Source organism: Caballeronia hypogeia, assembly GCF_001544875.2.
Classification (GTDB): Bacteria; Pseudomonadota; Gammaproteobacteria; order Burkholderiales; family Burkholderiaceae; genus Caballeronia; species Caballeronia hypogeia.
The window spans coordinates 419,265-444,485 of the sequence record NZ_FCOA02000001.1 but is presented as its reverse complement, the minus strand read 5'-3'; the positions used below and the strand labels follow the sequence as shown (position 1 = coordinate 444,485).

Below are 25,221 nucleotides of genomic sequence, written 5' to 3'. Positions count from 1 at the left end.
TCAGCGTTAACCCGGATCGGGAATCGGCCTGCGAAGGGACTAACCTGAGCGCTTCGAACGCCGACGAAAAAACGCCATGAAGCTCTTCTACTGGCCGAAGACCCGCGCCTTCCGCGCGTTGTGGATGCTCGAGGAAATGCGCGTGCCGTATCAGCTCGAGTTCGTGAACATTCGCGCGGGCGCGCAGAACGATCCGAACTTCAGCCGCATCAATCCGATGTCGAAGCTGCCCGCGCTCGAAGACGGCAGCGTGCGCGTGGCCGAATCCGGCGCGGTGCTGCTGTATCTCGCGGATCGTTATCCGGAAACGGCGCTGGGCGTGCCGCTGCACGATCCGGCGCGCGGGCGCTTCTTGCAGTGGATGTTCTTCACCGGCTCATGTCTAGAACCCGCGATGGCCGAACGCATGATCGGCGCGCCGGGCAACACGGTGAGCTTCGGCTGGGGCGATCTGGGGCGCGTCGAGCACGCGATCGAAAGCGCGCTCGAAGAAGGGCCGTGGCTGCTGGGCGATCAGTTCACCGCCGCCGACATTCTCGCGGCGAGCACGCTGCAGATCGCGTTCAAGGCGAAGCTGATCGCGCCGGAGGGCGTGCTGTTCGATTACGTCGAACGGTCGCTCGCGCGCGAAGGCCACGAGCGCGCGTCGGCCATCGACAATCGCGAGGCCGAGCGGCTGGCCTTGGCGCGGCACGTGGGCATCGCGCACGGCGCGGAAGAGTCGCAGTGAGAGCGGATCAGGGAAACGCGCGCGGCTTCGGAATGCCCGCGCCGGCTTCGATATCCGACACCGCGCGCTGATGCGCAAGCTCGACGGCCTCGGCGCGATCGGCGAGCCCGTCGTCGCCGCCGACTGTCGTCCACGGCTGCACGGCCTTGTCGTGATGACGGATCTCGTACTCCGCGTCCCAGCGCGCGCCCTGAAGTTCGACGGGTCGCACGTGGATCGCGTAGACGCCGTAAAGGAAGATCTGCTCCGGCATGATGTCCTCCGATGCAGCGGGGAAGCGTCGCTCTAGCGGCGCCCGGCCGCCTACAGTTCGATTTCCCCGAGAATGCGGTGCGCGAGCGCGCGCGCTTCATTGAGCGCTTCCTCCTCGTTTCCCGAGGCGGCTTCGACTTCGTAGAGCGTCGCGTCGGGGTCCTCGCCGTCGTCGCGCGCGAGCGAGACGAGACCCTGGAACTGGCCGTCGTCGATGGCGCGGACGCCGATCGTCGCGGTGTAAATGCCTTTGGTATAGACGGTGTCTTCCATGATGGATTCGCCTCCGGGCAAGGACGAATCCATGCTAGCACGCTGATATGTAACGCGTGCGACGCTTATTTAAGCAGTTCCTCGACCTCTTCCAGCGAGGGCGAATGCGCGCCGGAATGTCTGCACGCCGCCGCGCCCGCCGCGAGCGCGAACTTCAGGTGATCCGGCCATTCGCCGTGGCGCGCCATCAGGCTGTAAAGCAATCCGCCGATGGACGCATCGCCCGCGCCGACCGTATCCGCCACTTCGACGCTCGGCGGGCGCGCGTTGTACTGCTTGTCGCCGGCGTAGAGCGTGGCTTCGGCCGAGCCCCGCGTGACGAGCACGGTGGCCTGCGGGTTCATCGCACGGATTTTCGCGAGCGCCTCCGCCTCGGGCATGCCCTTGAACAGCATGTGCAGGTCTTCGTCCGACACCTTGATGAGATCGGCGAGGCTCGCCATGTTGCGCAGGATCGGCTCGTAGCCGTGCTCCATCAGATTGCGGTAATTCGGGTCGAAGCTGATCTTCACGCCGTGCTCGCGCAGTTGCGCGGCGAGCTTCGCGAGTGTGCTGCCGAGCGGCTGGCGCACGAGGCTGATGCAGCCGAAATGCGCCCATTTCACCCGCTCCATCCACCCGGACGGCAGCTTCGACGGATCGAAGGCCAGATCGGCGCCGTTTTCGCCCATGAAGTAATAAGTGGGCGGCTGCGTCTTGTGGACGATCGCGAGCAGCGGCGGACGCTCGACGCGCTGCATGAAGCGCATGTCGAGGCCGGACGCGACGCTGGCTTCCCAGAGGTCGTCGGAGAAATTGTCGACGCCGAGCGAGCCCGCGGAGGCCGTGGGCAGGCCGAGTCGCGCCACCGCGCGCGCGACGTTCCAGCCCGCGCCGCCCGGACGCGAAAGCCAGCTCGACACGTCCGTGCGGATCATGTCGGTGAGGATGTCGCCGGCCGATACGAATTGCGGGAAGTTCGTTTGCTCGCTTGCCATCGTTGTCACCGTGAGATTTGAGACGAAGAGAGCGCGTTCAGCACTTCGTAGCACGCGCCCATCGTGTGATAGTCGGTCTTGCCGGCGGGACTTTTCTCGTCGCCGTACTTGCGGTTGTCGCACGTGAGAATGCGATACCACGCGCCGTGTTCGTGATCGACGAAGTGCGCCCAGCTATAGCGCCAGAGTTCGTCGTAGCAATCCCAGAAACGCTCGCGGCCCGTGCGCGCGCCGAGCAGCGCCGCCGCCGCGAAGCTTTCCGCCTGCACCCAGAAATACTTGTCGTGGTCGCAGATGGTGTCGTCCGGGCCGAAGCCGTAATACAGGCCGCCGTGACGGCTGTCCCACGCGCGGCCGAAGCCCGCATCGAACAGTTCGATGGCGCGCGGCGCGAGCCACGGCAACGCGCGATGCCGCTCCAGAATCAGCAGCAGCTTGGCCCATTCGGTCTGATGCCCGGGCTGAAAACCCCACGGCCGGAAAATGTTCGAGCTGTCCGATTCGTTGTAGTGCCAGTCGACCGACCAGTCGCGATGGAAGTGCTCCCACACCATGCCGTTCGAAAGCCGCGCCTGCCGCATCGTGATATTGGCGGCGATGATCGACACGCGATCCAGATAGATCACATGACCGGTCGCCTCGTACGCGGCGAGCAGCGCCTCGGTCGCGTGCATGTTGGCGTTCTGCCCGCGATAGTCGGAAAGCTGCCAGTCGGCCGTGGCTTCGTCGGCGTACAGGCCGGCGTCTGCGTCCCAGAAGCGCTTCTCCATCAACGCGAAGGTTTCGCCGATCAGCGGTTTCGCTTCGTCGACGCCGGCCATCGCCGCGTGCGCGCAGGCGAGCAGCACGAAGGCCATGCCGTAGCAGTGGCGCGTGCCGTCGAGCGTGCGCTTCTGGCCGCCGCGCCACTCGATTTCCCAGTCGTAGCCTTCGAGCTGAGCGTCCCAGTGGGCGTCGCGCAGGAATCGGAAAGCGTGACGCGCGTCGTCCTGATAGCAGGCGTCGCCGAAATGCCGGTACGCCATCGCGTAATTGAAGACGAAGCGCGTGCTGCTGACGAGGTGGCGCGTCGTGCGGTCGTACACGCTGCCGTCGTCCTTGAAGAAGTGAAAGAAGCCGCCGGATGGGTCGCGAGCCTCGCGCGCGTAGAACGCGAGCGTGTCGCGCACGTGCGAGAGCAGGAAGTCGCGGCTGCGGAAGTCGAGCGCGCGTGGTGCCGGCGCGCTTTCCTCGATTTCCTCGATTGCTGTAACGGCCGGTGAGGCGGTCATGTTCATGGCGTCCTGATGTCCTGTTTCGTGCCCGAGCTCGCGCGCGGAACGAAATTGACGGCGACGAGCGTGTCGGCGTGGCTCGGCGCGCTCGATGGATCTTCCAGCAGCAACTCGACGCCGCGGCGCCCGAGCGCTTCCTTGTCGACGGTCACGGTCGAAAGCGGCGGCATGCTCTGCGCGGCCGCCGGGATATCGTCGAAACCGACGAACGCGATGTCATCCGGCACGCGCAGCCCGTGCGCGAGGCAGACGCGCATTGCGGCGAGGGCCGCTGCATCGTTATAGGCGAAAACGGCGTCGGGCAGCGGCATGGATTGCGCGCGGGCGTCGGCGATCAGGCGCTCCATGGCGTCGGCGGCGGCGAGATCGGCGGGCAGGCCAGGCTGCGTGGTGATTTCCAGCGTCGGATCGAAGAGCAGGCCCGCGTCGAAATAAGCCTTCCGATACCCGAGCGCACGCTGCGCGATGCTGTAGTGCGCAAGCGATCCGCCGATGAAGGCGATACGCCGTTTGCCCTTGCCGAACAGATGCTGCATGGCGAGCGACGCGCCTTTCACGTTGTCGATATTCACCGAGCGAAACCCTGGCGCGCGCAGGTCGATGAGCACGGTCGGACGCGCGAGCGCATGAAGATGGGCGAGCAGTTCCGGTTCGACGAAGCCCGCGACCGCGATGGCGTCGGGTGCGTGCAAGCGCATTTGCTGGGCGAGATCGTGCGTGGGGCCGGCGGTGAGCACCGACGGCACGAGCCGCCGCTCGCGACAGGCTTCCTCGAAGCCGTGCAGCACGTGCGAGAAAAAGGGGCTGACGGCGAAATTGTTGTGCTGCCGATGCAGCAGGAACGTCACGCGGCGAATGCGCGTGCGCAACTGTCCGGAGTCGTAGCCCAATTGCTGTGCAACCTCGACGACGCGTACGCGCGTTGCCTCGGACAAGCCCGGTTGATTCTTGAGCGCGCGCGAAACCGTCCCGATCGAGACGCTTGCCGCGCGCGCGACATCGCGAATGGTTGTGGCCATCGTGGTGTTCTCTGTCTCCGCGTGTTCTTCTGGCCGGCATAATGTTTATCGCGCACGACCCGATTCGCTTGTTGACGGCGATTGTATAGTAAAAAACTCGAAAAGCACCGTTCAACGAATTGGAGAAAACCAGTAGAGCCTTGTTATATATGAGATTCCTTGCGGTTTGTTTGTTTAGTAAAAGTCAAAAAACACTTCGAAGCGCCTCTCGGTCGTGGACGGATTGTTTGTCGGGTGTCCAGACATCGAGCACGAGATCGTCGTCCCAGTAGTGGCAGAGCAGCGGCAGACTCATGCGGCCACGTAGTTTCGCGTGCACTTCGTCGCCATTCTGCGTCCAGCCTTCGATAGGGCGACGCCAATGGCACGCGACTACCGCGCCGTCGCGCGACAAGCTCTGATGGATGTGTTCGACGATATGCCATAGCTGCGGTTCGTCAAGGTAATAACCTATCTCGCTGAGCACGACCAGGTCGAACGTGCCTCCCGGCCATGAATCAGGGAGAACCATCTGCTGGACTTTGACGTGCGGAAATTCCGCCACGCGCCGGCGTGTCAGCGCGACGGCGTCCTCGGCGACGTCCGTTGCGACAAGTTCCTCGCAGCGTGGGGCGAGCTGCGCGGTCAGTTCCCCGTTGCCGCACGCAGGCTCGAACACGCGCCCGTAGCGTTCGTGGGGAAGCGAGGCGAGCGTGAGCGTGCGCTTGCGCCGTTCATACCAGCGATTCCTGATCTTCCAGGGGTCGTCGCTGCCGCGATATAGATCATCGAAGTACTGCTTAGTATTTTTGTTGTCTGTGATCATATGAGTACAACTTCGAAAGGCCGGGTCAGTCGGGCCAGCACATGCTCAGGCAGGACTGGCGCATGACCTGTTCCGGCATCGGGTTCGATCTGGCTCCGGAAAGCCTGCACGGCCCGAAGTTTTCGGGCGTGCGTGGCGTCGTCCAGAACGATGCGGCGAGCACGGCTCCATGGCACGCGCGTATCGTCCGGCGACGCCCAGTGCCACGTCCAGAGCGGCACTTCGACGCAAGGCAGTTCGAGCGCATCGGCCACGGAATGGACGGAGCGCCCGGCCGCCTCGTGGTCGGGGTGCCCATCATAGCGCCACGTAGTGAAAACGATATCGCCTGGTTGAAGATGATTTGATAGTGATCCTAATAACTCCGCTTCGAACTGAGCTGCGTCGCCATCTTGCAGGCCCAGCCGGACAACTTGCACCTGACGCAGATGCAAGCGCTGCAGCGCTTCCCTTGTTTCCTGCGGACGTACGCGCGCAAGGCGATCCGGTGGCCATTCGCGCGAATCCGGGTGGCTCGCTGTGCCGTCCGTCACGGCGATAATCAGAATGTTCCGGCTGATCTCCGACAGACGCGCGAGCAGTCCGCCGGTGCCTAGCACTTCGTCGTCGGGGTGTGGCGCAACGACGACAGCTCTCGCGCCGAAGGGCACGAGCTCGCCCGGATCGACCTCGGGCAGCGCGCCGAGCCGCGCCCACCCCTGCCATGCCGCTTCCGGAGTGCCCTTGCCGGATATCTCGCGGTCGTTGGCCGGTCGATCCTTCGGCGTCTGGATGGTCACACTTGCCATGAAATCCTTTCCTCCGCGATGACACGCTCGGCGAGCGAAGCTTCGTCCCGCTCGGCGTGGCTTTGTCGAATGAATACCGGTAAGTCCGCCATGAGTTGCGCGAAATGTGCGTCGCGGCATAGCGGCCCCGCCCCCAGCGCGCGGCCGGCCCGCTCAACCACGCATGTGGCCGTGCGTTCCGCGGCGAGACGGGCGCGCATTGCCTGGAGCATTGAATCCGCCTGTGGCTGGCGATCGATGAATGCCGCCGTCTCGCGCAGCAGCGCCGCAGTGGCGCTGAGCGTCACGTCGATAGCGCCGAGATGAACCAGTTTGTGGTGACCCGGCCGCCGCCGGGCGTCGCGAGCGACGAACGCGGCGATCCCGGCCGCCGCACCGAACCAGCACGCGGCGATCCCGGCGCCGCCTTGCCAGAATCCGGGGCGCTCGAGATAGGCGCGCGGCGCGCCGAGGCGTCGGGCGGGCACGCGCTCGAAGCGAACATCGACACTGGCGCTCGCTTTCATGCCGACGGCCTGCCAGCCGGCATCGGTAACCTGCACGCCCGGCTGGCGCAAGTCGACGGCGGCGAGAACCGGTTCGTTCCGCTCGTTCCACGCGGTCAGAAGCGCATGCGTAACCGAGGCGGCTCCGGAGCACCAGGCCTTCGTGCCATGCAGCAGCACTGTCTCGGTTTCGGCGGGCCCCAGCGCCGCAAGCCGTGCGTCAGGCGGCTCCGCCGCCCACACGGCCCACGCGCTGCCAGCGTCCGGATGCCCCGCGGAGAGTTCGGCGAGGATCGCGAGGGCGTCGGTATGGCCTTCGTACAGCTTGACGAGCGAGAGGTCGAACGCTGCGACTGTACCCAGCGCGCGCCAGCGCTCCGCGGTATTGCCACGCCCCGGCAGTGGCAACCGGTCGAGGCGTGCGTCGATGAGCGCGCGCAGTGCGCTTCCCGCGTCCGGAGCGCTGCCTCGCTCATAAGACATTTCGTCGAGAAACGCTCGCAACGCGGATGCCGTCGCCTGATGCTCGACCAGGTTCATCGTTCGTTCCATTTTTGACTTGGGTCGCGTGGAGTCCTCAAGGCGTGCGTCACGTTCGTTTCGCACGCCTCTGAACAGAAGTGTGGCAAGGCACATGCCCGGCCCGCCAGTCGGCCAAAAGGCGTAGGCGCAAACGTCGGACGACGGACTGGATTCATCCGCAACTTCATGCGAACAGGCAGGCGTTCAGGCTTATGCCATTCGGCCGAATCGACACCCGCCCAGGGGCAGGCTCAAATGACACAAAGGCCGCACACGGCGGCCTTCGTCAGAGGAGGGAGTGAAGATGAGGCAGGGCAGGTGCGTTTCAGTGGCGCGCGGGCGTTCCCACGCGCTTGTTTTCGCGGACCGGTTCGGAGGCCGTCTTGCGTGCGCCCCAGCGCTGCGCGAGCACGGCGCACACCATGAGCTGGATCTGATGGAAGAGCATGAGCGGGAGCACGACCGCGCCGACTGCGTGCGAAGCGAAGATCACTTTCGCCATCGGAATGCCGGAAGCCAGGCTCTTCTTCGAGCCGCAGAAAATGATCGTGATCTGGTCGGCGCGGGAAAAGCCGAGTCGCTTGGCCGTGAACGCCGTGATGCAGAGCGCGGCCGCGAGCAGGAGGACATTGACCGCGAGCAGGCCGGCGAGTGTCGCGAGCGAGATCGAATGCCAGATGCCTTCGTTCACTGCTTCGCTGAATGCAACGTACACGACCAGCAGAATCGAGCCCTGATCGACGAACTTGAGCATCGACCGATGTCGGTCGATCCACCTACCGATCGCCGGCCGCAGCAATTGCCCGGCAATGAACGGCACGAGCAACTGCAGCGTGATATTGCCGACGGTGTGCCACGGCGAGCCGGTCGTCGCGCCATGATTGCTCACGACCAGCCCGACGAGCGCTGGCGTAATGAAGATGCCGAGCAGACTCGAAGCGGACGCGCTGCACACTGCGGCCGGCACGTTGCCCTTGGCCATGGAAGTGAAGGCAATGGAAGACTGCACGGTGGATGGCAGCGTGCAAAGAAACAGGATGCCGGTGTAGAGCGCGGGCGTCACGAGCGGCATCAGCACCGGCTTGAGCACGAGCCCGAGCACCGGAAACAGCGCGAAAGTGCTCAAGAGGACGACCAAATGCAAGCGCCAGTGCGTCGCGCCGGCAATGATCGCCTCGCGCGAAAGCTTGGCGCCGTGCAGAAAGAACAGCAGGCCGATGGCGACATTCGTGATCCAGTTGAACGCCACCGCCACGCCGCCGCGGCACGGCAGGAAGCTCGCGATGATGACCGTGCCGATCAGCGCCAGCGTGAAATTGTCAGGAAGAAGTTTGGGCCGTGCCATTCAAGATTCTCGCACTCGGACGTGTCGGGCCGCCGCGACCGGCGTTTCCGGCGTCAAGTCATGGAAAACCATGATTTTCGCTTGTACCCGATTAAATTGGCAAATTCATTTCATCGATTCATTGATTCCATTCGCGCATGAAAGCGTCGGATCAATTCGTTCAGCCGTCCGTCGATTAGCAACATTCACGCCGGTACGCACGCCTCTTTATCGACCGGCAACGCCCAGCCAAATGAGGAAAATAGAGCAGAAATTTCATCACATGATTGGTCGTCCGAAACGCTCGCGGAACCCGAAAAACTCTGACGTAACATGGTGTTACAACCATCGAGCAGGCCTAACACTTTTTGGCTCGACTGTCGCCGCGGCGCGAAATAAATTGTGGGATACACCGGCCGGCGGGTCTTTTGCATCGTCTTCGATGGCATGACCCGGAAGTTCCGACTACGGCCGGTTGTCCGACTGAATCGACGGCCAGACGCTGCCGATATCGCGGACGGGAATAGGGTCGGACGCACGCAGTTTCGACATGGCGCTTACTGGCTTTCGCAAGACTACCCGGCTTTTCGTTTCCGCAGCGCTCGGCGCGCTAGCGGTGGCGGGTTCGTTCGCCCTTGCAGGCCCCCGCGCGGAATGGCTGTCGTCGGCGGTTTTCAGCGATTCTGCAAACAGCAGGCAATCGTTGCACTACACGCCGGTTGCCGCGAAAGACGGTTTGACGCCCGTAAGCGCCGAAGTCCGTCCGGTGCCGCGTGTCGACCAGGCGGTTCCCCTGCGCGGCGCGGGGTCGATCCGCGCCGACATCACGCGTTACAACGAAGAACGTAGCCTGCCGCGGCCGCCCGGCCGTCCGGCCGACGATTCGCGCACGCCCGCCAACGCGAACTATCGCAACTGATTCTTCCCGCGGTTCAATTCAAGGGTCCGATCCGCGTCATCGACGCGCGTCGCGTCGGCGGCTACGCAAGACAAAAAAATAATCGCGCGTCTAGTTCGGCCGTCACGCTGACGTAATCTCGCCACAGTCGAACATCGATTTTCTTTCGAGCATCCCGCTGCGTATTCCCCGCGCGGACAATGCGACTGCGTCAGGAAAAGTCTCTTTTCCAACATTTCAAATTGATTTCGATGTCGCTGAGGCGCGTCGGCGCTCGCTTCGTCAGGCATTGCTTTCAGCGAAATCGACCCGCACGCGCGACAGCGGGCGTTTTGCTGCGAGTGCGTACGGTCGGCATTATCCAGATCGCTATACCCGTAATAACCAAAAACATTTTTGACCGGATAAATGGTCCGTAAAGATGGTGCCGCTCCACACGCGATGCCTCTCTCGCCCATTAAACCGTCACGCCGGTCAGACGAGGCGAGTGCAACGCCCCTCGCCCGCCAAGTTTTCAATTTTCGACAAAGACAGGAGAGTTCATGAAGTCAACCGTCAACCGTGCGCCGAAGACTACGGTGAGAGCAACGGTCAAGGCCACCGCAGTCGCCGCAGCCATGCTCGGCCTTTTTGCCGCGGGCGCGGCACACGCGCAGTCGAGCGTTTCGCTGTACGGGCAGGTCGACGAATGGGTCGGCGCTCAGAAATTTCCGGGCGGCGATCGCGCATGGAACGTGAGCGGCGGCGGCATGTCGACGTCGTACTGGGGCTTGAAGGGCGCCGAAGATCTGGGCGGCGGCTACAAGGCCATCTTCACGTTGGAAAGCTTCTTCCGCGCGCAGAACGGCCAGTATGGCCGATTCCAGGGCGATACCTTCTTCGCGCGTAACTCGTACGTAGGCATTCAAGGCCCGATCGGCACCCTCACGACGGGCCGCCTGACCACGCAACTCTTCGTCTCGACGATTCTCTTCAACCCGTTCGTCGACTCGTACGTCTTCTCGCCGATGGTCTATCACGTGTTCCTCGGCGCCGGCACGTTCCCGACGTATCGCACGGATCAGGGCGTGATCGGCGATTCGGGCTGGAACAACGCGGTGCAGTACACGTCGCCGGACTTCAACGGCCTGTCGGGCAGCGTCATGTACGCGTTCGGCAACCAGGCGGGCGACGGCCGCTCGAAGAAGTGGAGCGCGCAATTCCTGTACTTCCACGGCCCGTTCGCGGCGACCGGCGTCTATCAGTATGTCAACTTCAATAACACGCCGGGCGATCTGACTTCCGTCGACGGCTTCGCGACGCCCGGCTACAAGAGCCAGAGTGTCGGCCAGCTCGGCGCGTCCTACGACTTGAAGTACGTGAAATTCTTCGCGCAGTACATGTACACGAAGAACGACTACGAAGGTCCCGGCAGCAGCTTCCACGTCAACACGGGGCAGGGCGGCGTGACGATTCCGGTCGGCCCGGGCACGGTGATGGCGTCGTACGCCTACTCGCGCAGCAACGGCGGCCTCGACCAGACGCACAAGAGCTGGGCGCTGGGCTACGACTATCCGCTGTCCAAGCGCACTGACGTCTATGCGGCGTACCTGAACGACAAGTACACGAGCATGTCGTCGGGCGATACCTTCGGCGTCGGCATCCGCGCGAAGTTCTGACAAGCGACAAGCGTCTGAATCAAACGAAACACCGCGCCTGGAGCGCGGTGTTTCGTTTCAGCGGCGGAAAAAATCAGCGGATTGCGAGCCGCGCCTTCGCGTCGTCGTATTCGCGCTTGAGCCGGCCGACCAGTTCCGCCACGCTCGGCACGTCGTTCATCAGACCGACGCCCTGGCCCGCGCCCCAGATATCCTTCCACGCCTTCGCCTTGCTCGTGCCGTCCGCGAAGTTCATCGCGGTTTTATCCGAGACGGGCAGCGCGTCCGGATCGAGCCCCGCGTTGACGATGCTCTCGCGGATGTAATTGCCGTGCACGCCCGTGAACAGATTCGTGTAGATGATGTCGGCCGCGTTCGAATCGACGATCGAGCGCTTGTAGCTTTCCTGTGCGTGCGATTCCTTCGTCGCGATGAAGCGCGTGCCCATGTAGGCGAGGTCGGCGCCCATCGCCTGCGCGGCGAGAATGGAGCCGCCGTTGGCGATCGCGCCGGACAACACGATCGGACCGTCGAAGATGCGCCGCACTTCGCCCACGAGCGCGAACGGGGAGGTCGTGCCCGCATGGCCGCCCGCGCCCGCCGCGACGAGAATCAGTCCATCGACGCCCGCCTCGAGCGCCTTCTGCGCGTGCCGCAGATTGATCACGTCATGCAGCACGATGCCGCCATACGAATGCACCGCGTCGATCATTTCGCGCACTGGCGCGCGCAGGCTCGTGATGAAGATCGGCACCTTGTGCTCCACGCACACGCGCACGTCCTGCTCGAGTCGCGCATTCGACTGATGAACGATCTGATTGACCGCGATCGGGCCGATGACCGCATCCGGATTCGCGGCCTTGTGCTCCGCGAGCGAGGCCTGGATCTGCGTGAGCCATTCGTCGAGCAGCTCGGCGGGACGTGCGTTCAGGGCGGGAAACGAACCGACGATACCCGCCTTGCATTGCGCAAGCACGAGCTCGGGATAACTGACGATGAACATCGGCGAGCCGACGACGGGCAACGCGAGGTGCTGCAAGATGGCGGGCAAAGCCATGGCACGAGTCTCCTGAGTGTATCTGCAGCGCTGAGACCATTCTAAGGGCGCCGCACGAATTTGTAAGTCCGATTCACTTTGCTGAAGAACGCGGCGCATCAGGCCACCCGATTTCGGCGGCGCGCCGTTAAATGCACGATCGTTCTATTATACGCACGCGTGTCTTCCGGCACTCTGGCGGATTCTGAGGAAACCTTCGGTTTTCGTTCGCGCGCGCGCTCAGGCCCCTCGGCCAGGCTCATCCACGCCTACAATGGTCCGCTACGCCACGAACAAGAAAACATCATGTCTTTCGGAGACTACGAGCCGTTTCGCGTCGATGCGGGAGGTGTGGAAATCGTCGGAGTGAAGGGGGGAGACGGGCCGCCGTTATTGCTGTTGCACGGCCATCCGCAGACTCACGAAATCTGGCACAAGTGCGCCGGCCAACTGGCCCGGCACTTCACCGTGATCGCGACCGACCTGCGCGGCTATGGCGCGTCGGGCAAACCGAAGAGCGATGCGCGTCACACGCCTTATTCGAAGCGCGCGATGGCAGCGGACCAGGTCGCGGTGATGCGTCACTTCGGCTTCGAGCGTTTTCTCGTCTGCGCGCACGATCGCGGTGCGCGCGTCGCGTATCGCATGGCGATGGATTTCCCCGATGCCGTCGATCGCCTGATGCTGCTCGATATCGCGCCGACGCTTGCGATGTACGAAGCCACCGATCGCGAATTCGCGACCGCGTATTTCCACTGGTTCTTCCTGATTCAGCCGACGCCGTTGCCCGAGTTGCTGATCGGCGGCAATCCGGCTGGGTATATCGATCGCGTGATGGGCAACCGGCATGCGGGCCTCGCGCCGTTCGCGCCGCATGCGTTGCAGGCGTATCGCGATGCGCTGGCGTCGCCCGGTACGATCTTCGCGATATGTGAGGACTATCGCGCGTCGGCGGGCATCGACCTGGAGCACGATCGCGCGGACCTCGAGCGCGGGTTGAAGATCGCATGTCCGTTGCGCGTGCTGTGGGGCGAGCAGGGCGTGATCGAGCGCTGCTTCGATGCGCTCGCGCTATGGCGTCGTGTTGCGCGCGACGTGAGCGGCCGCGCGCTGCCGTGCGGGCACTATATTCCCGAGGAGGCGCCCGATGCGCTGCTCACCGAAATACTGGCGTTCTTCGAAGCGGACGCGCCCTGAAACGTCCGCCGCCATAGAGTCTTACGCAGTTCGGGCACGCGTTAAAGATTCTGTAGGGAAAGCACCGATGCACGTCAAATAGTGTCGCGCTACGATACCCTGGACGTTGATCACGTCCATATGATTCTGCCGCTTGCCGTAGCTGACAAGCGGCTTTCTTTTTGTGCGGCCGGTTTGCTTCAGGCGGCCGACACCATTTCTCCGCTCACCTTCACCGCCCCGCCGCGCGCCAGTTCTCCGACGATTCTCTCCACCAGCGCCCGGCGTTCGTGAGACGGTGCGAGCACATCGGCGGCGGCGCGCATCGAGCGGGCGTTTTCCGTCATCGAGACGAGCGCGTCGAGCGTCATCGCGCGGACCTCCATCAGCTTGAACACGATCAGTACCTTGAGCGCATTCTTCGCGTTGCGCGCGGGATCGGCCTGCAGATAGTCGAGCCGCGAACGCGCGATGTCGAGCGCGCGCGCCACGTCCGTGAACGGCGCGCCGTGGCCGGGAATCACGACATCGACGTCGAGTTGCGAAATCAGCTCGAGCACCGCGCGTTCTTCCGCGAATCCGCTCGCGCCTTCGAGTTCGGGAAAGATCACGCCGAAGCCGTTTTCCCACAACGCGTCCGCGCTGATCAGCACGCGCATTTCAGCGCAGTGAAGCATCAGCGAATGCGGATCATGGCCGGGCGCGCCGAGCACGTTCCACTCGAAGCCGCCGAGCGCGAGCATCGCGCCGTGTTCGATCGTGCCCGTGAAACCGAAGCGCTCGCAGCGCTGGCCGGTGGCGCGGAACGTGAGCGCGCCTTCGTCCCAGTCGCGCACGGCGTGCGCTTCGCTTGCGGGTATCAGCGTGTCGCACGCGTAGGTGTGCTGCAGCAGCGCGTTGCCGCCGCAATGATCGGAATGCAGATGGGTGTTGACGATCAGATCGAGCTTGCGCGCGCCGAGTTGCCGCTGCACCAGTGCGAGCGTCTGCGGCGCGTGCGACGCATAGCCGGTATCGACGATGGCTGCGCCGTCCGCGCTGGCGAACAGCACATTGTTCGACGAGAGCCAGCCGCGCTCGAACACCGTCATCGCGTTCCGGAGCGGTTGCGGTAGCACGTTCACGTCGCGCGCTCCTTATGCATCACGACGATGGTCGCCGACGCCTTCATCACCGGCTCGTCGAGTTGATTCACCGCGCCGCCTTCGAGCTTGACGAGATCGCCGTTCAGGCTGGCTTTCCACTTCGCCTCGACCACGCGCCAGGACATCGTGAGGACGTCGTCGGCTTTCACGGCGCGCGTCAGCCTGATGCCGAATTCGAGTCCGAGCGGCTGCGCGTAACGGGAGAAATGCGTGGCCAGCATGGCCATCAGATGCGCGGTCGGCTGCGTGCCCGATGCGATCAGCGAACCGAAGCGGCTGGCGCGCGCAAGCGCGTCGTCGTGGTGCAGGGGATTGAGGTCATTGACGAGCGTCGCGAAATGTTTGATCGAACCGGATGGCAGCGCGAGCGTCGCTTCGAACGATTCGCCGATCGTCACAATGCGCGCGCCAAGCCGGCGGCTCTCGGCGCGCGCGAGCACCGCGCGCTTCTCGTCGTCGTCCGAGGACGCCCACGCGGCGATTTCGTCGATGGTGCGAAAGCAGCCATCGCAAAAGCCGGTTTCCGGATTCATGCGGCAGACGTCGACGCACGGCGACGCCACGTCGCTCATGACTCGGCCGTCTCGCGCAACGCGACGTCGACGACCGGCGCGCCTGTCAGCTCGATCAACTCCTGCGGCGACAGATTGAAGACGGCGTGCGGGTGTCCGGCCGCGGCCCACAGGCTTTCGAGCGCGAGCAGATCTTCGTCGATCAGCGTGACGGGCGTGACCGCGTGGCCGATCGGGCACACGCCGCCGATCGCATAGCCGGTCTTCTCGCGCACGAACTTGGCGTCCGCGCGCGCCAATGCGCCGACGCGCGCCGCGACCTTCGCCTCGTCGACGCGATTCGCGCCGCTCGCGATCACGAGCACGGGCGCGTCGTCGTCGCGGCGGCGGAACAGAATCGACTTGGCGATCTGCGCGATCGAGCAGCCGAGTCCGGCTGCCGCTTCAGCCGAGGTCTTGCCGGTTTCGGGCAGCATCACGACGTCGTGCGGATGGCCGCGGTCCTTCAACATGAGCGCGACGCGTCGCGCCGAATCGGGTAATTGATCGATCATCGTTGTCCTGGATTTTCGTTGGGCTTCAGACGCAGGCCGCCGCGCCGTCGCGCTTCTTCGTGAAGATCGCACGTCCGGCGCGCGACGAACTCGGCTTGCCGATGGCGCGCGAAATGAAATCGCCGATCTCGACGAGCTGATCCAGATCGATGCCCGTCTCGATGCCGAGCCCGTTCATCAGATAGACGACGTCTTCAGTCGCAACGTTGCCGGTCGCGCCCTTCGCATACGGGCAGCCGCCCAGGCCCGCCACCGACGCATGGAAAATCTCGATGCCTTCGAGCAGCGCCGCATAGATGTTGCCGACCGCCTGCCCGTACGTGTCGTGGAAGTGCCCGGAAAGGCGCTCGCGCGGAAATACCTTCTGCGCCGCCGCGAGCACTTCGCGGGTGCGCCTGGGCGTGCCGACGCCGATCGTGTCGGCGATATCGATTTCGTCGCAGCCCAGCGCCTTCATGCGCTCGACCACATCCACCACGGATTCGATGCTCACTTCGCCCTGATACGGGCAGCCGAGCGCGCACGAAATGGAGCCGCGCAGGCGCATGCCGGCGTCCTTCGCGGCTTTTGCCACCGGCTCGAAGCGCGCGATGCTCTCCGCGATGCTGCAGTTGATGTTCTTCTGCGAGAACGCCTCGCTCGCCGCGCCGAAGATCACGATTTCATCGGCTTTCGATTCGAGCGCGCCTTCGAAGCCGCGCATGTTCGGCGTGAGCACCGAGTAGATCGTGCCCGGACGGCGCTCGATGCCGGCCATGACGGCTGTGGCGTCGGACATCTGCGGCACCCATTTGGGCGAGACGAACGAGGTCGATTCCACGTTCACGACGCCCGCATTCGCGAGCCGGTTCACGAGCTCGATCTTGGTTTCGGTGGGCACGAACTCCTTCTCGTTCTGCAGGCCGTCGCGCGGTCCGACTTCGACGATTTTTACTTTGGCGGGAATCATGTTTGTCTCCTTTTCCATCCGATGCGGTTCGGTTCTATGCGCTTTCGATCCGTTCAGTATCCGCGCCTGAAATCGACGATGCCGCTGATCGGCTCGCCGCGCGCCAACGCACGGATCTTGCCGGCGATCTGCACGATGCTTTCCTCGCGCAAGGTTTCCGCCGAGATATGCGGCGTCACCGAGACGCGCGGGTGCGTCCAGAACGGATGATCCTGCGGCAGCGGCTCGGTGTGAAACACGTCGAGCGTTGCGGCGGCGATCTGGCCTCGGTCGAGCGCGGCGACGAGATCCGTATCGACCAGATGCGGTCCGCGAGCCACGTTCACCAGATACGCGCCGCGCGAGAGCTTGTCGAATGTGCGCGTGTTCAGAATGCCTTCGGTGTCCGGCGTGTGCGGGAGCAGGTTGATGAGCACCTTCACGCCGTCGAGGAACGCATCGAACTGTTCAGGACCGGCATGAACCTGCACGCCTTCGATCGACTTCGGCGTGCGGCTGTAGCCGCGCACCGGCACGCCGAGCTTCAGCAGGCTTTTCGCGACTTCCGCGCCCAGCACGCCCAATCCGAGCACGCCGACCGTGAACGACTCGCGCGCGTGTTGCGGCAGCTTTTCCCAGCGGCCCTCGCGTTGCAGCGCGTCGTATGCGTCGAAGCGGCGCAGATAGCGCAGCACGCAATAGCTCGCGTACTCGACCATCTGCTGCGCCATGCCGGTGTCCTCCAGCCGCACTAGCTTCGCGTTCGGCGGCAGGGTGCCCGGCTCCTTGCGTTCGACATCGAGGATCGCGTCGACGCCCGCGCCCAGGTTGAACACGGCCTGAAGATCGGGCCGGTTCGCGAAGAGCTCGCGCGGCGCGCGCCAGACGATTGCGTAATCGGCGGGCGCGGTGTCGCCCGGCTCCCACACTCGCAGATCGGCGTCCGGCAACTCGCGCTTGAGGCCGCCGAGCCACGCGTCGATATCGGCGCCCTTCTCGTAGAAGATGATTTTCATGACCGAGTGAGTTTAATTCGCGTGCGCGTGCGTGTGTCCGCACGAGCGCTCCGCATGCTCGGCGCCCGTGTTCTGCGCTGCTTCCGCGCGCATGCCCAGCCGCTCGATCAGCTTGCGGTCGGCCTCTGCTTGCGGGTTGCTCGTCGTCAGAAGCTGGTCGCCGTAGAAGATCGAGTTCGCGCCCGCCGCGAAGCACAGCGCCTGCAAGGCTTCATCCATCTGCTCGCGGCCGGCGGAGAGGCGCACCATCGCTTTGGGCATCGTGATGCGCGCGACCGCGATCGTGCGCACGAACTCGAACGGATCGAGCGCGTCGACGCCGGTGAGCGGCGTGCCCGCGACTTGCACGAGGTTGTTGATCGGCACCGATTCCGGATACGGCTCCATGTTCGCGAGCTGCGAGATCAGCCCGGCGCGCTCACGGCGCGACTCGCCCATGCCGACGATGCCTCCGCAGCACACGTTGATGCCCGCGTCGCGCACGTGTTCGAGCGTGTCGAGGCGATCCTGATACGTGCGCGTCGAAATGATCTGGCCGTAGAACTCCGGCGATGTATCCAGATTGTGGTTGTAGTAATCGAGACCGGCATCGCGCAGGCCTTGCGCCTGATGCGCTTCCAGCATGCCGAGCGTCACGCAGGTTTCGAGGCCCATCGCCTTCACGCCGCGGATCATGTCCTTGATCGGCTCCAGATGACGGTCCTTCGGATTGCGCCACGCCGCGCCCATGCAAAAGCGCGTCGCGCCGTTGGACTTCGCGACTTCGGCCGCCTTCAGTACTTCGTCCACGTCCATCAGCTTTTCGGCTTTCAGGCCCGTGTCGTGATGCACCGACTGCGGACAGTAAGCGCAATCCTCCTCGCAGCCGCCCGTCTTGATGGACAGCAGCGTGGACAACTGCACGGCGTTCGGATCGAAGTGTTCGCGATGCACGGTCTGCGCGCGATACAGCAGGTCGTTGAACGGCAACTCGTACAGCGCGACGACATCTGCGACGCGCCAGCGCTGCATCGGTTGCGGCGTGGTCGTGGAAAGGTTCTCGGCGGCGATGGATTGCGTCATGGGTTCAGTCCTTTCGGTAAAGCTGGTCTTGTAAAACGCCGATGTCGAGCGACTCGGCTGCGCGCTTTGCATCCGTTGGCGCGAGATGCGGAATCACGCCGATGAGCGGCGCTTTGATGCGTTGTTCGAGCGTAGCGATGTTTTGGTCGGGATAAAGCATGTCCGGATCGACGCGATTCGCGACCCAGCCCGCGAGTTTCAGACCGCGCGACGTGATCGCTTCGACCGTGAGCAGCGCGTGGCTGATGCAGCCGAGCCGCATGCCGACGACGAGCACCACCGGCAAGCCGAGCGCGACCGCGAGGTCGGCGGTGTCGTGCGTGTCGTCGAGCGGCACGCGAAAGCCGCCGACGCCTTCCACCACGACGACGTCCGCTTGCGTCACGGCGACGCGATGCGCCTCGACGATCCGCCCGATATCCAGCGCGATGCCCTCGCGCGCCGCGGCGATATGCGGCGCGATAGGCTCGCGCATCATGAACGGCGTGCGGATTTCGTTCGGCAGCGCGACGGTCGCGGCGGCATCGAGCTGATCGGCGTCTTCGTTGTGCAGCACGCCATCGCGCTCGACCGCGCCCGAGGCGATCGGCTTCATCGCGGCGGCGCGCAGGCCGGCGCGCGCGAAGCCGTGCAGCAGCGCGGAAGAGACAAGCGTCTTGCCGATTTCCGTATCGGTTCCGGCGACGAAAAAAGATAAAGCGGTCATAGCGAATTCAAGGCGTGATCGAGGCGCGCGAGATCGTCCTCGCTGTGCGCGGCGGAAAGCGAAATGCGCAGGCGCGAGGTGCCCGCCGGAACCGTCGGCGGACGAATCGCGGGCACCCAGAGTCCGTGTTTGTCGAGTGCGGCGGCGAGTTCCAGTGTCTCGTCGTTGCCGCCGATCACGAGCGGCTGCACGGCGGTATGCGAATCGACCGGCATCCAGCGCGTGCGTTTCAGCATTGCGCGCGTGGTTTCGATCAGCGCGGCGAGATGCGCGCGCCTTTGGTCGCCTTCATCGCCCGCAATGATCTCGATGCTCTTCGACACCGCATGCGCGACCGCCGGCGCGGACGCCGTCGTGAAGATATACGGACGCGCGCGTTGAATCAGCCATTCGACGACCGTTTCATCGGCGCAGACGAACGCGCCCGACACGCCCGCCGCCTTGCCGAGCGTGCCGACATAGACGAGATGCGGCGAGCGCAGCGCGTAGTGCGCGAGCGCGCCGCGCCCTTGCGGACCGAGCACGCCGAAGCCGTGCGCGTCATCGACGACGAGCCAAGCGCCGTATTTCTCCGCCAGCTCGACGAGGCGCGAGAGCGGCGCGATGTCGCCGTCCATGCTGAACACCGTATCGGTGACGATCAGCTTCGTCGCGGTTTCGTCGCGCGAGGCGTCGAGCATGGCGTCGAGCGCGTCCATGTCCGCGTGCGGATAGATCTGCGTCTCGGCGCGCGACAGGCGCACGCCATCGATCAGCGACGCGTGGTTCAGCGCGTCCGAAAACACGAGCGTGCCGCGTCCGGCGAGCGCGGTCACCACCGCGAGGTTCGCCATGTAGCCGGTGCTGAAGTACAGCGCGCGCGGATTGTCGACGAAACCGCCCGAGAACGCGGCGAGATCGTCTTCGAGTTGCGCGTGCGCGCGCGAATGACCGCCGAGCAGATGCGAACCGCCGCTGCCCGCGCCATACAGCGACGCGCCTTCGGCCAGCGCCGCGCGCAGCGCATCGTGCGCGGCGAGGCCGAGATAATCGTTGCTCGCGAAGCCGACGATCGCGCGGCCATCGACGGTCATATGTGCCGAACACGCGCCGTCGATGGTCTTGCGGCGGCGGCGCAGGCCGCGCGCATCGATATCCTTCAGGCCTTGTTCGAGCGTTTCGTAGAGCATTCCGGCCGTCGTGCTCATGCGGCGTTCTCCGCGAGCGTGGCGTTGAGCGTCTCGCGCGTGCGTTGCGCGAGCAGCGCGAGTTCGTCATCGGTGAGGATGTACGGCGGCATCATGTACACCGTGGTGCCGATGGGACGCATCAGCAGTTCGCGCTGCAATGCGTGAGCGTAGAAACGGCGCGAGAACGTCCTGTCGTCGATATCGACATCGAAGGCGAAGATCGTGCCGCAATTGCGCAGGTTCTTCACGCGTTCGTGCTGGCCGACTTGCGCTTGCAACGCCTCGCGCAATAACGCCGACTTGCGCCGGTTCTCTGCGAGCACGTCGGCGCTCTCGAACAGATCGAGCGTGGCCAACGCGGCCCGGCACGCGAGCGGATTGCCGGTGTACGAGTGCGAATGCAGGAAACCGCGCGTCAAATCGTCGTCGTAGAAGGCGGCGTAGATGGCGTCGCGGGTCAGGACGATCGAAAGCGGCAGGTAACCACCGCTGATGCCTTTCGACAGGCAGATGAAATCCGGCCAGATGCCTGCCTGCTCGCATGCGAAGAATGTACCGGTGCGCCCGCAGCCGACCGCGATTTCATCGGCGATCAGATGCACGCCGAACTCGTCGCACAACGCGCGCAGGCGCGTGAGATACGACGCGTCGTACATCGCCATGCCCGCCGCGCATTGCACGAGCGGCTCGACGATCACGGCGGCGAGCGTGTCCGCGCGTTGCTCGAAAAGCGCGCGCATTGCGGCGATGGCCTCATCGACGCCCGCCACCGCCGGCGACGCGACCACATGCGCGTGACGGATCAGCGGATCGTAAGCGTCCTTGAAGATGGCGACATCCGTCACGCCGAGCGCGCCGATGGTTTCGCCGTGGTAACTGTTGGCGAGACACGCGAATTCGCGCTTCTCGCCCTGCCCGCGATTGCGCCAGAAGTGAAAGCTCATCTTCAGCGCGATTTCGACCGCCGACGCGCCGTCCGACGCGAAAAACGCATGGCCGAGCGTGCGATCCGTGAGCGCGGAAAGACGCTCGGCCAGCTCGACCGCCGGCGCGTGCGTGCAGCCGGCGAGCATCGCGTGCTCGAGCGTGTCGAGCTGATCCTTCAACGCGCGGTTGATATCGTCGTTCGCGTGACCGAAAAGGTTGACCCACCACGAACTGATCGAATCGAGATAGCGGTTGCCTTCGTGGTCGAAGAGCCACGCGCCCTTGCCGCGCGCGATCGGCACGAGCGGCACGCGCTCGTGATGCTTCATCTGGGTGCACGGATGCCACACGGCAGCGAGCGAGCGTGTCACCCAGTCTTGATTGGCTTCTGTGTTCAAAAACGGCTCCCAGGCCCGCGCGCGTTGCGGGCCGGATACATCGGCAGGCATGCAAGCGCCTGCGTTACTGGAGAAATGCCGGGAAAGCTGCGCCAGTCAATTATCCCTAAAAGCTGCCGTACCTTCCGTAATCGGAAGGTTTTTTGAGCGTGCGTGAGCGCCCAACGGAAATGCGAAAACGCGCTATCGCGCGCAACGTCGCTCAAATCGATGCGTTGTCGGTGCAATGACGTGGAAGATGCGGTTTGGGAAAAGCAAACGCCGGCGCGCAGGCCGGCGTTCCGAAGTGGCGAAGAGGGAGCGTTCAGCGCGATGCGGTCTGCGTCTCGGCCGCCCGATCGTTCCACACCACGCGATTGTTCACCGCGTAGAGCCGGCACGGATCGGCGCTCTGCTTCTGGCAACTGGCGATGGCGACGGACATCGGGTCGTCGCCGCCTTCGGCCCACGACCACGCGCCCGAATCCGACACGGCGAACGCGCGGCTCGAATACTGCGAGAGGAAGTTGCGGTAGCCGGCGCGGCCGTTTTCATCGACGTACGGCACGGACTGCACCGAATCGAGATCGGCGAAGTTGGTCGCCTTCGGCATGTGCGGTTCGGAAACCTGGTACTGCACGGCGGTCGGCATGCCGATCTGCGCAAGGAAGGCCTTCACGCGCGGCCACCAGATCTGCACGCCGTCGCGATCGCCGACGAGGCGGTGCGCGTCGTTCTTGTAGCTGCCGAAATCGACCATGTCGGCCTGTGCGCCGTGTGACGTGAACGCGGCGTACATCTGCGCGGACAGATCGCCTTGCCAGACGGAGTCGTTGTCGCCGTAAAGCCACAGCGACGGCAGACGCACGTTCTGGCCATAGTCGCCGAACGCGTTGACGAGGTTCTTTTGCCAGCCCGCGCATTCGTCCTGACGCAAGCCGCCCGAGAAGTTGATGAGACCGCGCACGCCGGGTGCCGAAACGGCATCGCGCGCGCCATAGGCCATGGTCGTCAGGCCGCCGTGCGACGTGCCCGCGACGACGATGTGCGTCTTGTCCACATACGGCTGCGCGCTCATGTACGCGACGGTTGCCGCGACGTCCTGCGCCTGCGCGAAGCCGTTCGCCTCGACGTTGCAGCCGTGGCCGGCGTATTCGCCGCCCGAGCCCGCGAAACCGCGGCGGTTCGGCACGACCACGATATAACCGTGACGCACGAACTCACGCGCGAGCGCGACCGGACGATTGCGCGGCTGCGCGTGCGAGTCGCCGGGAAGCTTGCCGTGGTTGAAGACGATCATCGGGAACGGGCCCGCACCGTCCGGCTTGAACACCGTGGTTTCGAGCGAGATGTCGGCTTCGGGAATCTGGATGACGCTTTCGTTCAGGCCGCTGGTGGCGGCGGGAAGGCTCGCGTCGAGCGAATCGGGAATGTGGGACGCCTGGCCGAATGCGGGAGCCTGGAGGCCTTCGGACTGGCGCACGCCGCCGATCGGCTCGGCGCGCGCCGCGGTCGTGACGAACGACGCCGCGAGCGAGCACACCATGCTGCATCCGATGACCCAGGTCCTGATCCCCATCCGTGAACTCCGACTGCGCTTCCAATAAGGCGTTGAACGGCCAAGCCCCAACGTCTGATTTTTGAAGTCACAAACCTATCGCGCTGCTCTCGAAGAGCAGTATCGGTTGCGGATTCCGGGAGTCATGCCAGGAAAAGGCATGACAATTGGCTTCAAAACGGGGCTTCGCTGCGAGTGTCCGGGCACGGGAATGACAGCGCCCTGACGTGTACAGAGATTAACCGTTCAAAATTGCACTGCACAATAAGTGCAACCCCGTAACTGTTTAATCTGAAAGGAAAAACTTAGGAAATTAATACCGCTGGACAATGCTTTTTTGTTAAAAGAATATTTACTTTTCTTTGATCTGACCATCGACGTAAATCCAGTTTCCGGACTGGTTTCGCGTGAAGCGGCTCGCCTCGTGCAGACGATGCGCGCGGCCCCCGACTTTGTAGCGCGCGACGAACTCCACTTCCTCGTGATTCCCGTCGATGGGCGTGTGCCGTTTGATCTGCAGACCGAGCCAGCGCGTGCCGGAGTCAGAGGCGTCGAGGTCGGGCGGACAGGTCGATTCGGCCCAGGTCGCGCGCAGATAGGCCGTGTCGCCGAGCACGTAGGCGGTGTAGCGCGAGCGCATCAGCTCCATTGCGTTGATGGGGGCCTCGCCGCCTTCGATGAAACGCCCGCAACACGCCTCATAGCGCGGTGCGGGCGCGTTCGGACGCCGGTCGGGCGCGGCGCCGCCACAAGGACATTCGACCGGCTTCATTGATCGACGCCCGGCATTTCGACGTGACGCGGCTGGCCGCGCACGCGATCGAGCCACGCGCGGATCGCCGGATAGCGCGCGAGATCGACGTTCGCTTCGGCGGCGACGTGCGTGTAGGCGTAGAGCGCGATATCCGCCACCGTATAGCGCTCGCCGACGAAGAACGTGCGCGTCGCGAGATGTTGCTCCATCACATCGAGCGCGCGATACGAACCCGCGATTTTTTCGGGCAGACGCGGATCGTCGGTCCGCTTCTGAAATTGCAGGATGAAGCGCGCCACCGCGATATGCGGCTCGTGGCTGTATTGCTCGAAGAACATCCACTGCAGCACCTGCGCGCGTTCGAGGCGCTCGGCGGGCATGAGCGGCGTGCCTTCGGCGAGATAGCAGAGAATCGCGTCGGATTCGGTGAGCGTGGTCTTGTCGTCGATGACGAGCACCGGAACCTTGCCGTTCGGGTTGAGCTTTTTGAAGTCGTCGGTGCGGGTCGCGCCGTGCATCATGTCGACTTCATGCCACACGTAAGGCAGGCCGAGTTGCTCGAGCGCGAGGCGCACCTTGTAGCAGTTGCCCGACGGGGACACGCCGTGTACTTGATACGTCACATTCACTCCTGGTTCACCATTCGATCTTCGTGCCGTCGTACTGCACGAAGGTGCCGTTGAATTCATCGCGCATCGCGCCCGCCTCGGCGATGACCGCGCGCATGCCCGACACGCTGTGCGCGACGTCGATGGCCGCCGAGGCCCCGCCCATCTCCGTGCGCACCCAGCCCGGATGCAGCGCGATGCACGCCGTATGGCGCGATTCCAGCGACGCCGTCTTGAGCGCCGAATTGAGCGCCGCCTTGCTCGCGCGATACAGCCAGCCGGTCGTGCCGCTCGCCTCGCCGATGCTGCCCATCTTGCTCGACACGACCGCAAGCACGCCGCGCGCGGCGTCGGTGAGCGGCAGCAGCACGGGAATGAGCTGCATCGGGCCGCGCACGTTGGTGTGCATGACCTGATCGAAATCTTCCGCGCCGATGGCTTCCACGCCTTCCGTGCGCGGGCCGTAGACGCCGGACACGATGATCGCCAGGTCCAGCCGTTCCTCGTCGAGCTGCCACGCGAGCGAGGCGACCTGTTCAGGCTGAGTGACATCGAGCGGGAAGGTTTGCGCACCCATCGCGTCGAGCGCGGAGAGCGACGCCTTGTCGCGCGCGGTGGCGAGCACGCGCCAGCCGTCGCGGCAATATTCACGCGCGAACTCGTGGCCCAGGCCACGCGACGCGCCGATGATCAATACGGTTTTCATGGG

28 protein-coding genes are annotated in these 25,221 nt (G+C 64.3%); 4 read left to right on the top strand and 24 right to left on the bottom strand.

What is annotated here, in order from left to right; translation table 11 throughout:
* Positions 1-76 precede the first annotated feature (76 nt).
* On the top strand, positions 77-730 hold the full coding sequence (locus AWB79_RS02070; RefSeq protein WP_061165688.1) for a glutathione S-transferase family protein: 654 nt from the start codon (positions 77-79) through the stop codon (positions 728-730).
* 7 nt (positions 731-737) lie between these two features.
* On the opposite strand, the gene AWB79_RS02065 is transcribed toward AWB79_RS02070, so the two are convergent.
* The 10 genes from AWB79_RS02065 to AWB79_RS39280 all read right to left on the bottom strand — a co-directional run bounded on the left by AWB79_RS02065 (position 738) and on the right by AWB79_RS39280 (position 8,898).
* Positions 738-983, bottom strand: coding sequence for a hypothetical protein (locus AWB79_RS02065; RefSeq protein ID WP_061165687.1), 246 nt, complete (start codon positions 981-983; stop codon positions 738-740).
* 50 nt (positions 984-1,033) lie between these two features.
* The gene (locus tag AWB79_RS02060) at positions 1,034-1,255 is read right to left on the bottom strand and encodes a hypothetical protein (RefSeq protein ID WP_061165686.1); all 222 of its coding nucleotides are present in this window, start codon (positions 1,253-1,255) and stop codon (positions 1,034-1,036) included.
* Between the two features lie 65 nt (positions 1,256-1,320).
* Entirely contained in the window at positions 1,321-2,232 is a 912-nt protein-coding gene (locus AWB79_RS02055; RefSeq protein WP_061165685.1) for a carbohydrate kinase family protein, read from the bottom strand.
* Positions 2,233-2,237: 5 nt separating this feature from the next.
* Entirely contained in the window at positions 2,238-3,509 is a 1,272-nt protein-coding gene (locus tag AWB79_RS02050) for an AGE family epimerase/isomerase (protein ID WP_096031491.1), read from the bottom strand.
* A complete protein-coding gene (locus tag AWB79_RS02045; RefSeq protein WP_061165683.1) occupies positions 3,506-4,525 on the bottom strand; it encodes a LacI family DNA-binding transcriptional regulator in 1,020 nt (339 codons plus the stop codon). The genes AWB79_RS02050 and AWB79_RS02045 overlap by 4 nt, the downstream gene beginning before the upstream one ends.
* A 184-nt stretch (positions 4,526-4,709) precedes the next feature.
* On the bottom strand, positions 4,710-5,330 hold the full coding sequence (locus AWB79_RS02040; RefSeq protein ID WP_061165682.1) for a class I SAM-dependent methyltransferase: 621 nt from the start codon (positions 5,328-5,330) through the stop codon (positions 4,710-4,712).
* Positions 5,327-6,118, bottom strand: coding sequence for a PIG-L deacetylase family protein (locus AWB79_RS02035; RefSeq protein WP_061165681.1), 792 nt, complete (start codon positions 6,116-6,118; stop codon positions 5,327-5,329). Before AWB79_RS02035 ends, AWB79_RS02040 begins: the two co-directional genes overlap by 4 nt.
* Positions 6,106-7,143 carry an acyl-CoA dehydrogenase family protein gene (locus AWB79_RS02030; RefSeq protein WP_082862255.1) on the bottom strand — a complete coding sequence of 346 codons (1,038 nt, stop codon included), beginning with the start codon at positions 7,141-7,143 and terminating at the stop codon, positions 6,106-6,108. Before AWB79_RS02030 ends, AWB79_RS02035 begins: the two co-directional genes overlap by 13 nt.
* A gap of 307 nt (positions 7,144-7,450) precedes the next feature.
* Entirely contained in the window at positions 7,451-8,470 is a 1,020-nt protein-coding gene (locus tag AWB79_RS02025) for a bile acid:sodium symporter family protein (protein ID WP_061165679.1), read from the bottom strand.
* Between the two features lie 185 nt (positions 8,471-8,655).
* Positions 8,656-8,898, bottom strand: a complete 243-nt coding sequence (locus AWB79_RS39280; protein WP_157695675.1) for a hypothetical protein — start codon at positions 8,896-8,898, stop codon at positions 8,656-8,658.
* A gap of 101 nt (positions 8,899-8,999) precedes the next feature.
* On the opposite strand from AWB79_RS39280, the gene AWB79_RS02020 reads away from it, so the two are divergent.
* Positions 9,000-9,368, top strand: a complete 369-nt coding sequence (locus tag AWB79_RS02020; protein ID WP_061165678.1) for a hypothetical protein — start codon at positions 9,000-9,002, stop codon at positions 9,366-9,368.
* A gap of 521 nt (positions 9,369-9,889) precedes the next feature.
* Positions 9,890-11,005 carry a porin gene (locus AWB79_RS02015; RefSeq protein WP_061165677.1) on the top strand — a complete coding sequence of 372 codons (1,116 nt, stop codon included), beginning with the start codon at positions 9,890-9,892 and terminating at the stop codon, positions 11,003-11,005.
* 73 nt (positions 11,006-11,078) lie between these two features.
* Here AWB79_RS02015 and AWB79_RS02010 read toward each other — a convergent pair whose 3' ends face one another.
* On the bottom strand, positions 11,079-12,041 hold the full coding sequence (locus AWB79_RS02010; protein WP_061165676.1) for an NAD(P)H-dependent flavin oxidoreductase: 963 nt from the start codon (positions 12,039-12,041) through the stop codon (positions 11,079-11,081).
* A 285-nt stretch (positions 12,042-12,326) separates the two neighbouring features.
* Between AWB79_RS02010 and AWB79_RS02005 the strand changes: the two genes are divergently transcribed.
* The gene (locus tag AWB79_RS02005) at positions 12,327-13,217 is read left to right on the top strand and encodes an alpha/beta fold hydrolase (RefSeq protein WP_061165675.1); all 891 of its coding nucleotides are present in this window, start codon (positions 12,327-12,329) and stop codon (positions 13,215-13,217) included.
* Between the two features lie 179 nt (positions 13,218-13,396).
* Here AWB79_RS02005 and AWB79_RS02000 read toward each other — a convergent pair whose 3' ends face one another.
* From AWB79_RS02000 to AWB79_RS01940, 13 genes are all read right to left on the bottom strand, one after another.
* Entirely contained in the window at positions 13,397-14,320 is a 924-nt protein-coding gene (locus AWB79_RS02000; protein WP_232470786.1) for an MBL fold metallo-hydrolase, read from the bottom strand.
* On the bottom strand, positions 14,317-14,874 hold the full coding sequence (locus AWB79_RS01995) for a DUF1289 domain-containing protein (protein ID WP_232470801.1): 558 nt from the start codon (positions 14,872-14,874) through the stop codon (positions 14,317-14,319). Before AWB79_RS01995 ends, AWB79_RS02000 begins: the two co-directional genes overlap by 4 nt.
* A 35-nt stretch (positions 14,875-14,909) precedes the next feature.
* Entirely contained in the window at positions 14,910-15,407 is a 498-nt protein-coding gene (locus AWB79_RS01990; protein WP_061165674.1) for a YbaK/EbsC family protein, read from the bottom strand.
* Between the two features lie 25 nt (positions 15,408-15,432).
* Positions 15,433-16,356: a hydroxymethylglutaryl-CoA lyase gene (locus AWB79_RS01985; protein WP_061165941.1), complete on the bottom strand. Its 924-nt coding sequence runs from the start codon at positions 16,354-16,356 to the stop codon at positions 15,433-15,435.
* Positions 16,357-16,409: 53 nt separating this feature from the next.
* Positions 16,410-17,351 carry a 2-hydroxyacid dehydrogenase gene (locus tag AWB79_RS01980; protein ID WP_061165673.1) on the bottom strand — a complete coding sequence of 314 codons (942 nt, stop codon included), beginning with the start codon at positions 17,349-17,351 and terminating at the stop codon, positions 16,410-16,412.
* Positions 17,352-17,363: 12 nt separating this feature from the next.
* A complete protein-coding gene (bioB, locus tag AWB79_RS01975; protein ID WP_061165672.1) occupies positions 17,364-18,413 on the bottom strand; it encodes a biotin synthase BioB in 1,050 nt (349 codons plus the stop codon).
* A gap of 4 nt (positions 18,414-18,417) precedes the next feature.
* Positions 18,418-19,119, bottom strand: coding sequence for a dethiobiotin synthase (gene bioD / locus AWB79_RS01970; RefSeq protein ID WP_061165671.1), 702 nt, complete (start codon positions 19,117-19,119; stop codon positions 18,418-18,420).
* Positions 19,116-20,306 (bottom strand): 8-amino-7-oxononanoate synthase, encoded by a 1,191-nt coding sequence (gene bioF, locus AWB79_RS01965; protein WP_082862249.1) that lies wholly within the window; start codon positions 20,304-20,306, stop codon positions 19,116-19,118. Before bioF ends, bioD begins: the two co-directional genes overlap by 4 nt.
* Positions 20,303-21,613: an adenosylmethionine--8-amino-7-oxononanoate transaminase gene (locus AWB79_RS01960; protein ID WP_061165940.1), complete on the bottom strand. Its 1,311-nt coding sequence runs from the start codon at positions 21,611-21,613 to the stop codon at positions 20,303-20,305. The genes bioF and AWB79_RS01960 overlap by 4 nt, the downstream gene beginning before the upstream one ends.
* 304 nt (positions 21,614-21,917) lie before the next feature.
* Positions 21,918-23,171, bottom strand: coding sequence for a dienelactone hydrolase family protein (locus tag AWB79_RS01955; RefSeq protein ID WP_061165670.1), 1,254 nt, complete (start codon positions 23,169-23,171; stop codon positions 21,918-21,920).
* A 331-nt stretch (positions 23,172-23,502) separates the two neighbouring features.
* Positions 23,503-23,922 (bottom strand): YchJ family protein, encoded by a 420-nt coding sequence (locus tag AWB79_RS01950; protein ID WP_061165669.1) that lies wholly within the window; start codon positions 23,920-23,922, stop codon positions 23,503-23,505.
* Positions 23,919-24,527, bottom strand: a complete 609-nt coding sequence (locus tag AWB79_RS01945; protein WP_061165938.1) for a glutathione S-transferase family protein — start codon at positions 24,525-24,527, stop codon at positions 23,919-23,921. The genes AWB79_RS01950 and AWB79_RS01945 overlap by 4 nt, the downstream gene beginning before the upstream one ends.
* 13 nt (positions 24,528-24,540) lie before the next feature.
* The gene (locus tag AWB79_RS01940) at positions 24,541-25,218 is read right to left on the bottom strand and encodes an SDR family oxidoreductase (RefSeq protein WP_061165668.1); all 678 of its coding nucleotides are present in this window, start codon (positions 25,216-25,218) and stop codon (positions 24,541-24,543) included.
* Positions 25,219-25,221 lie beyond the last annotated feature (3 nt).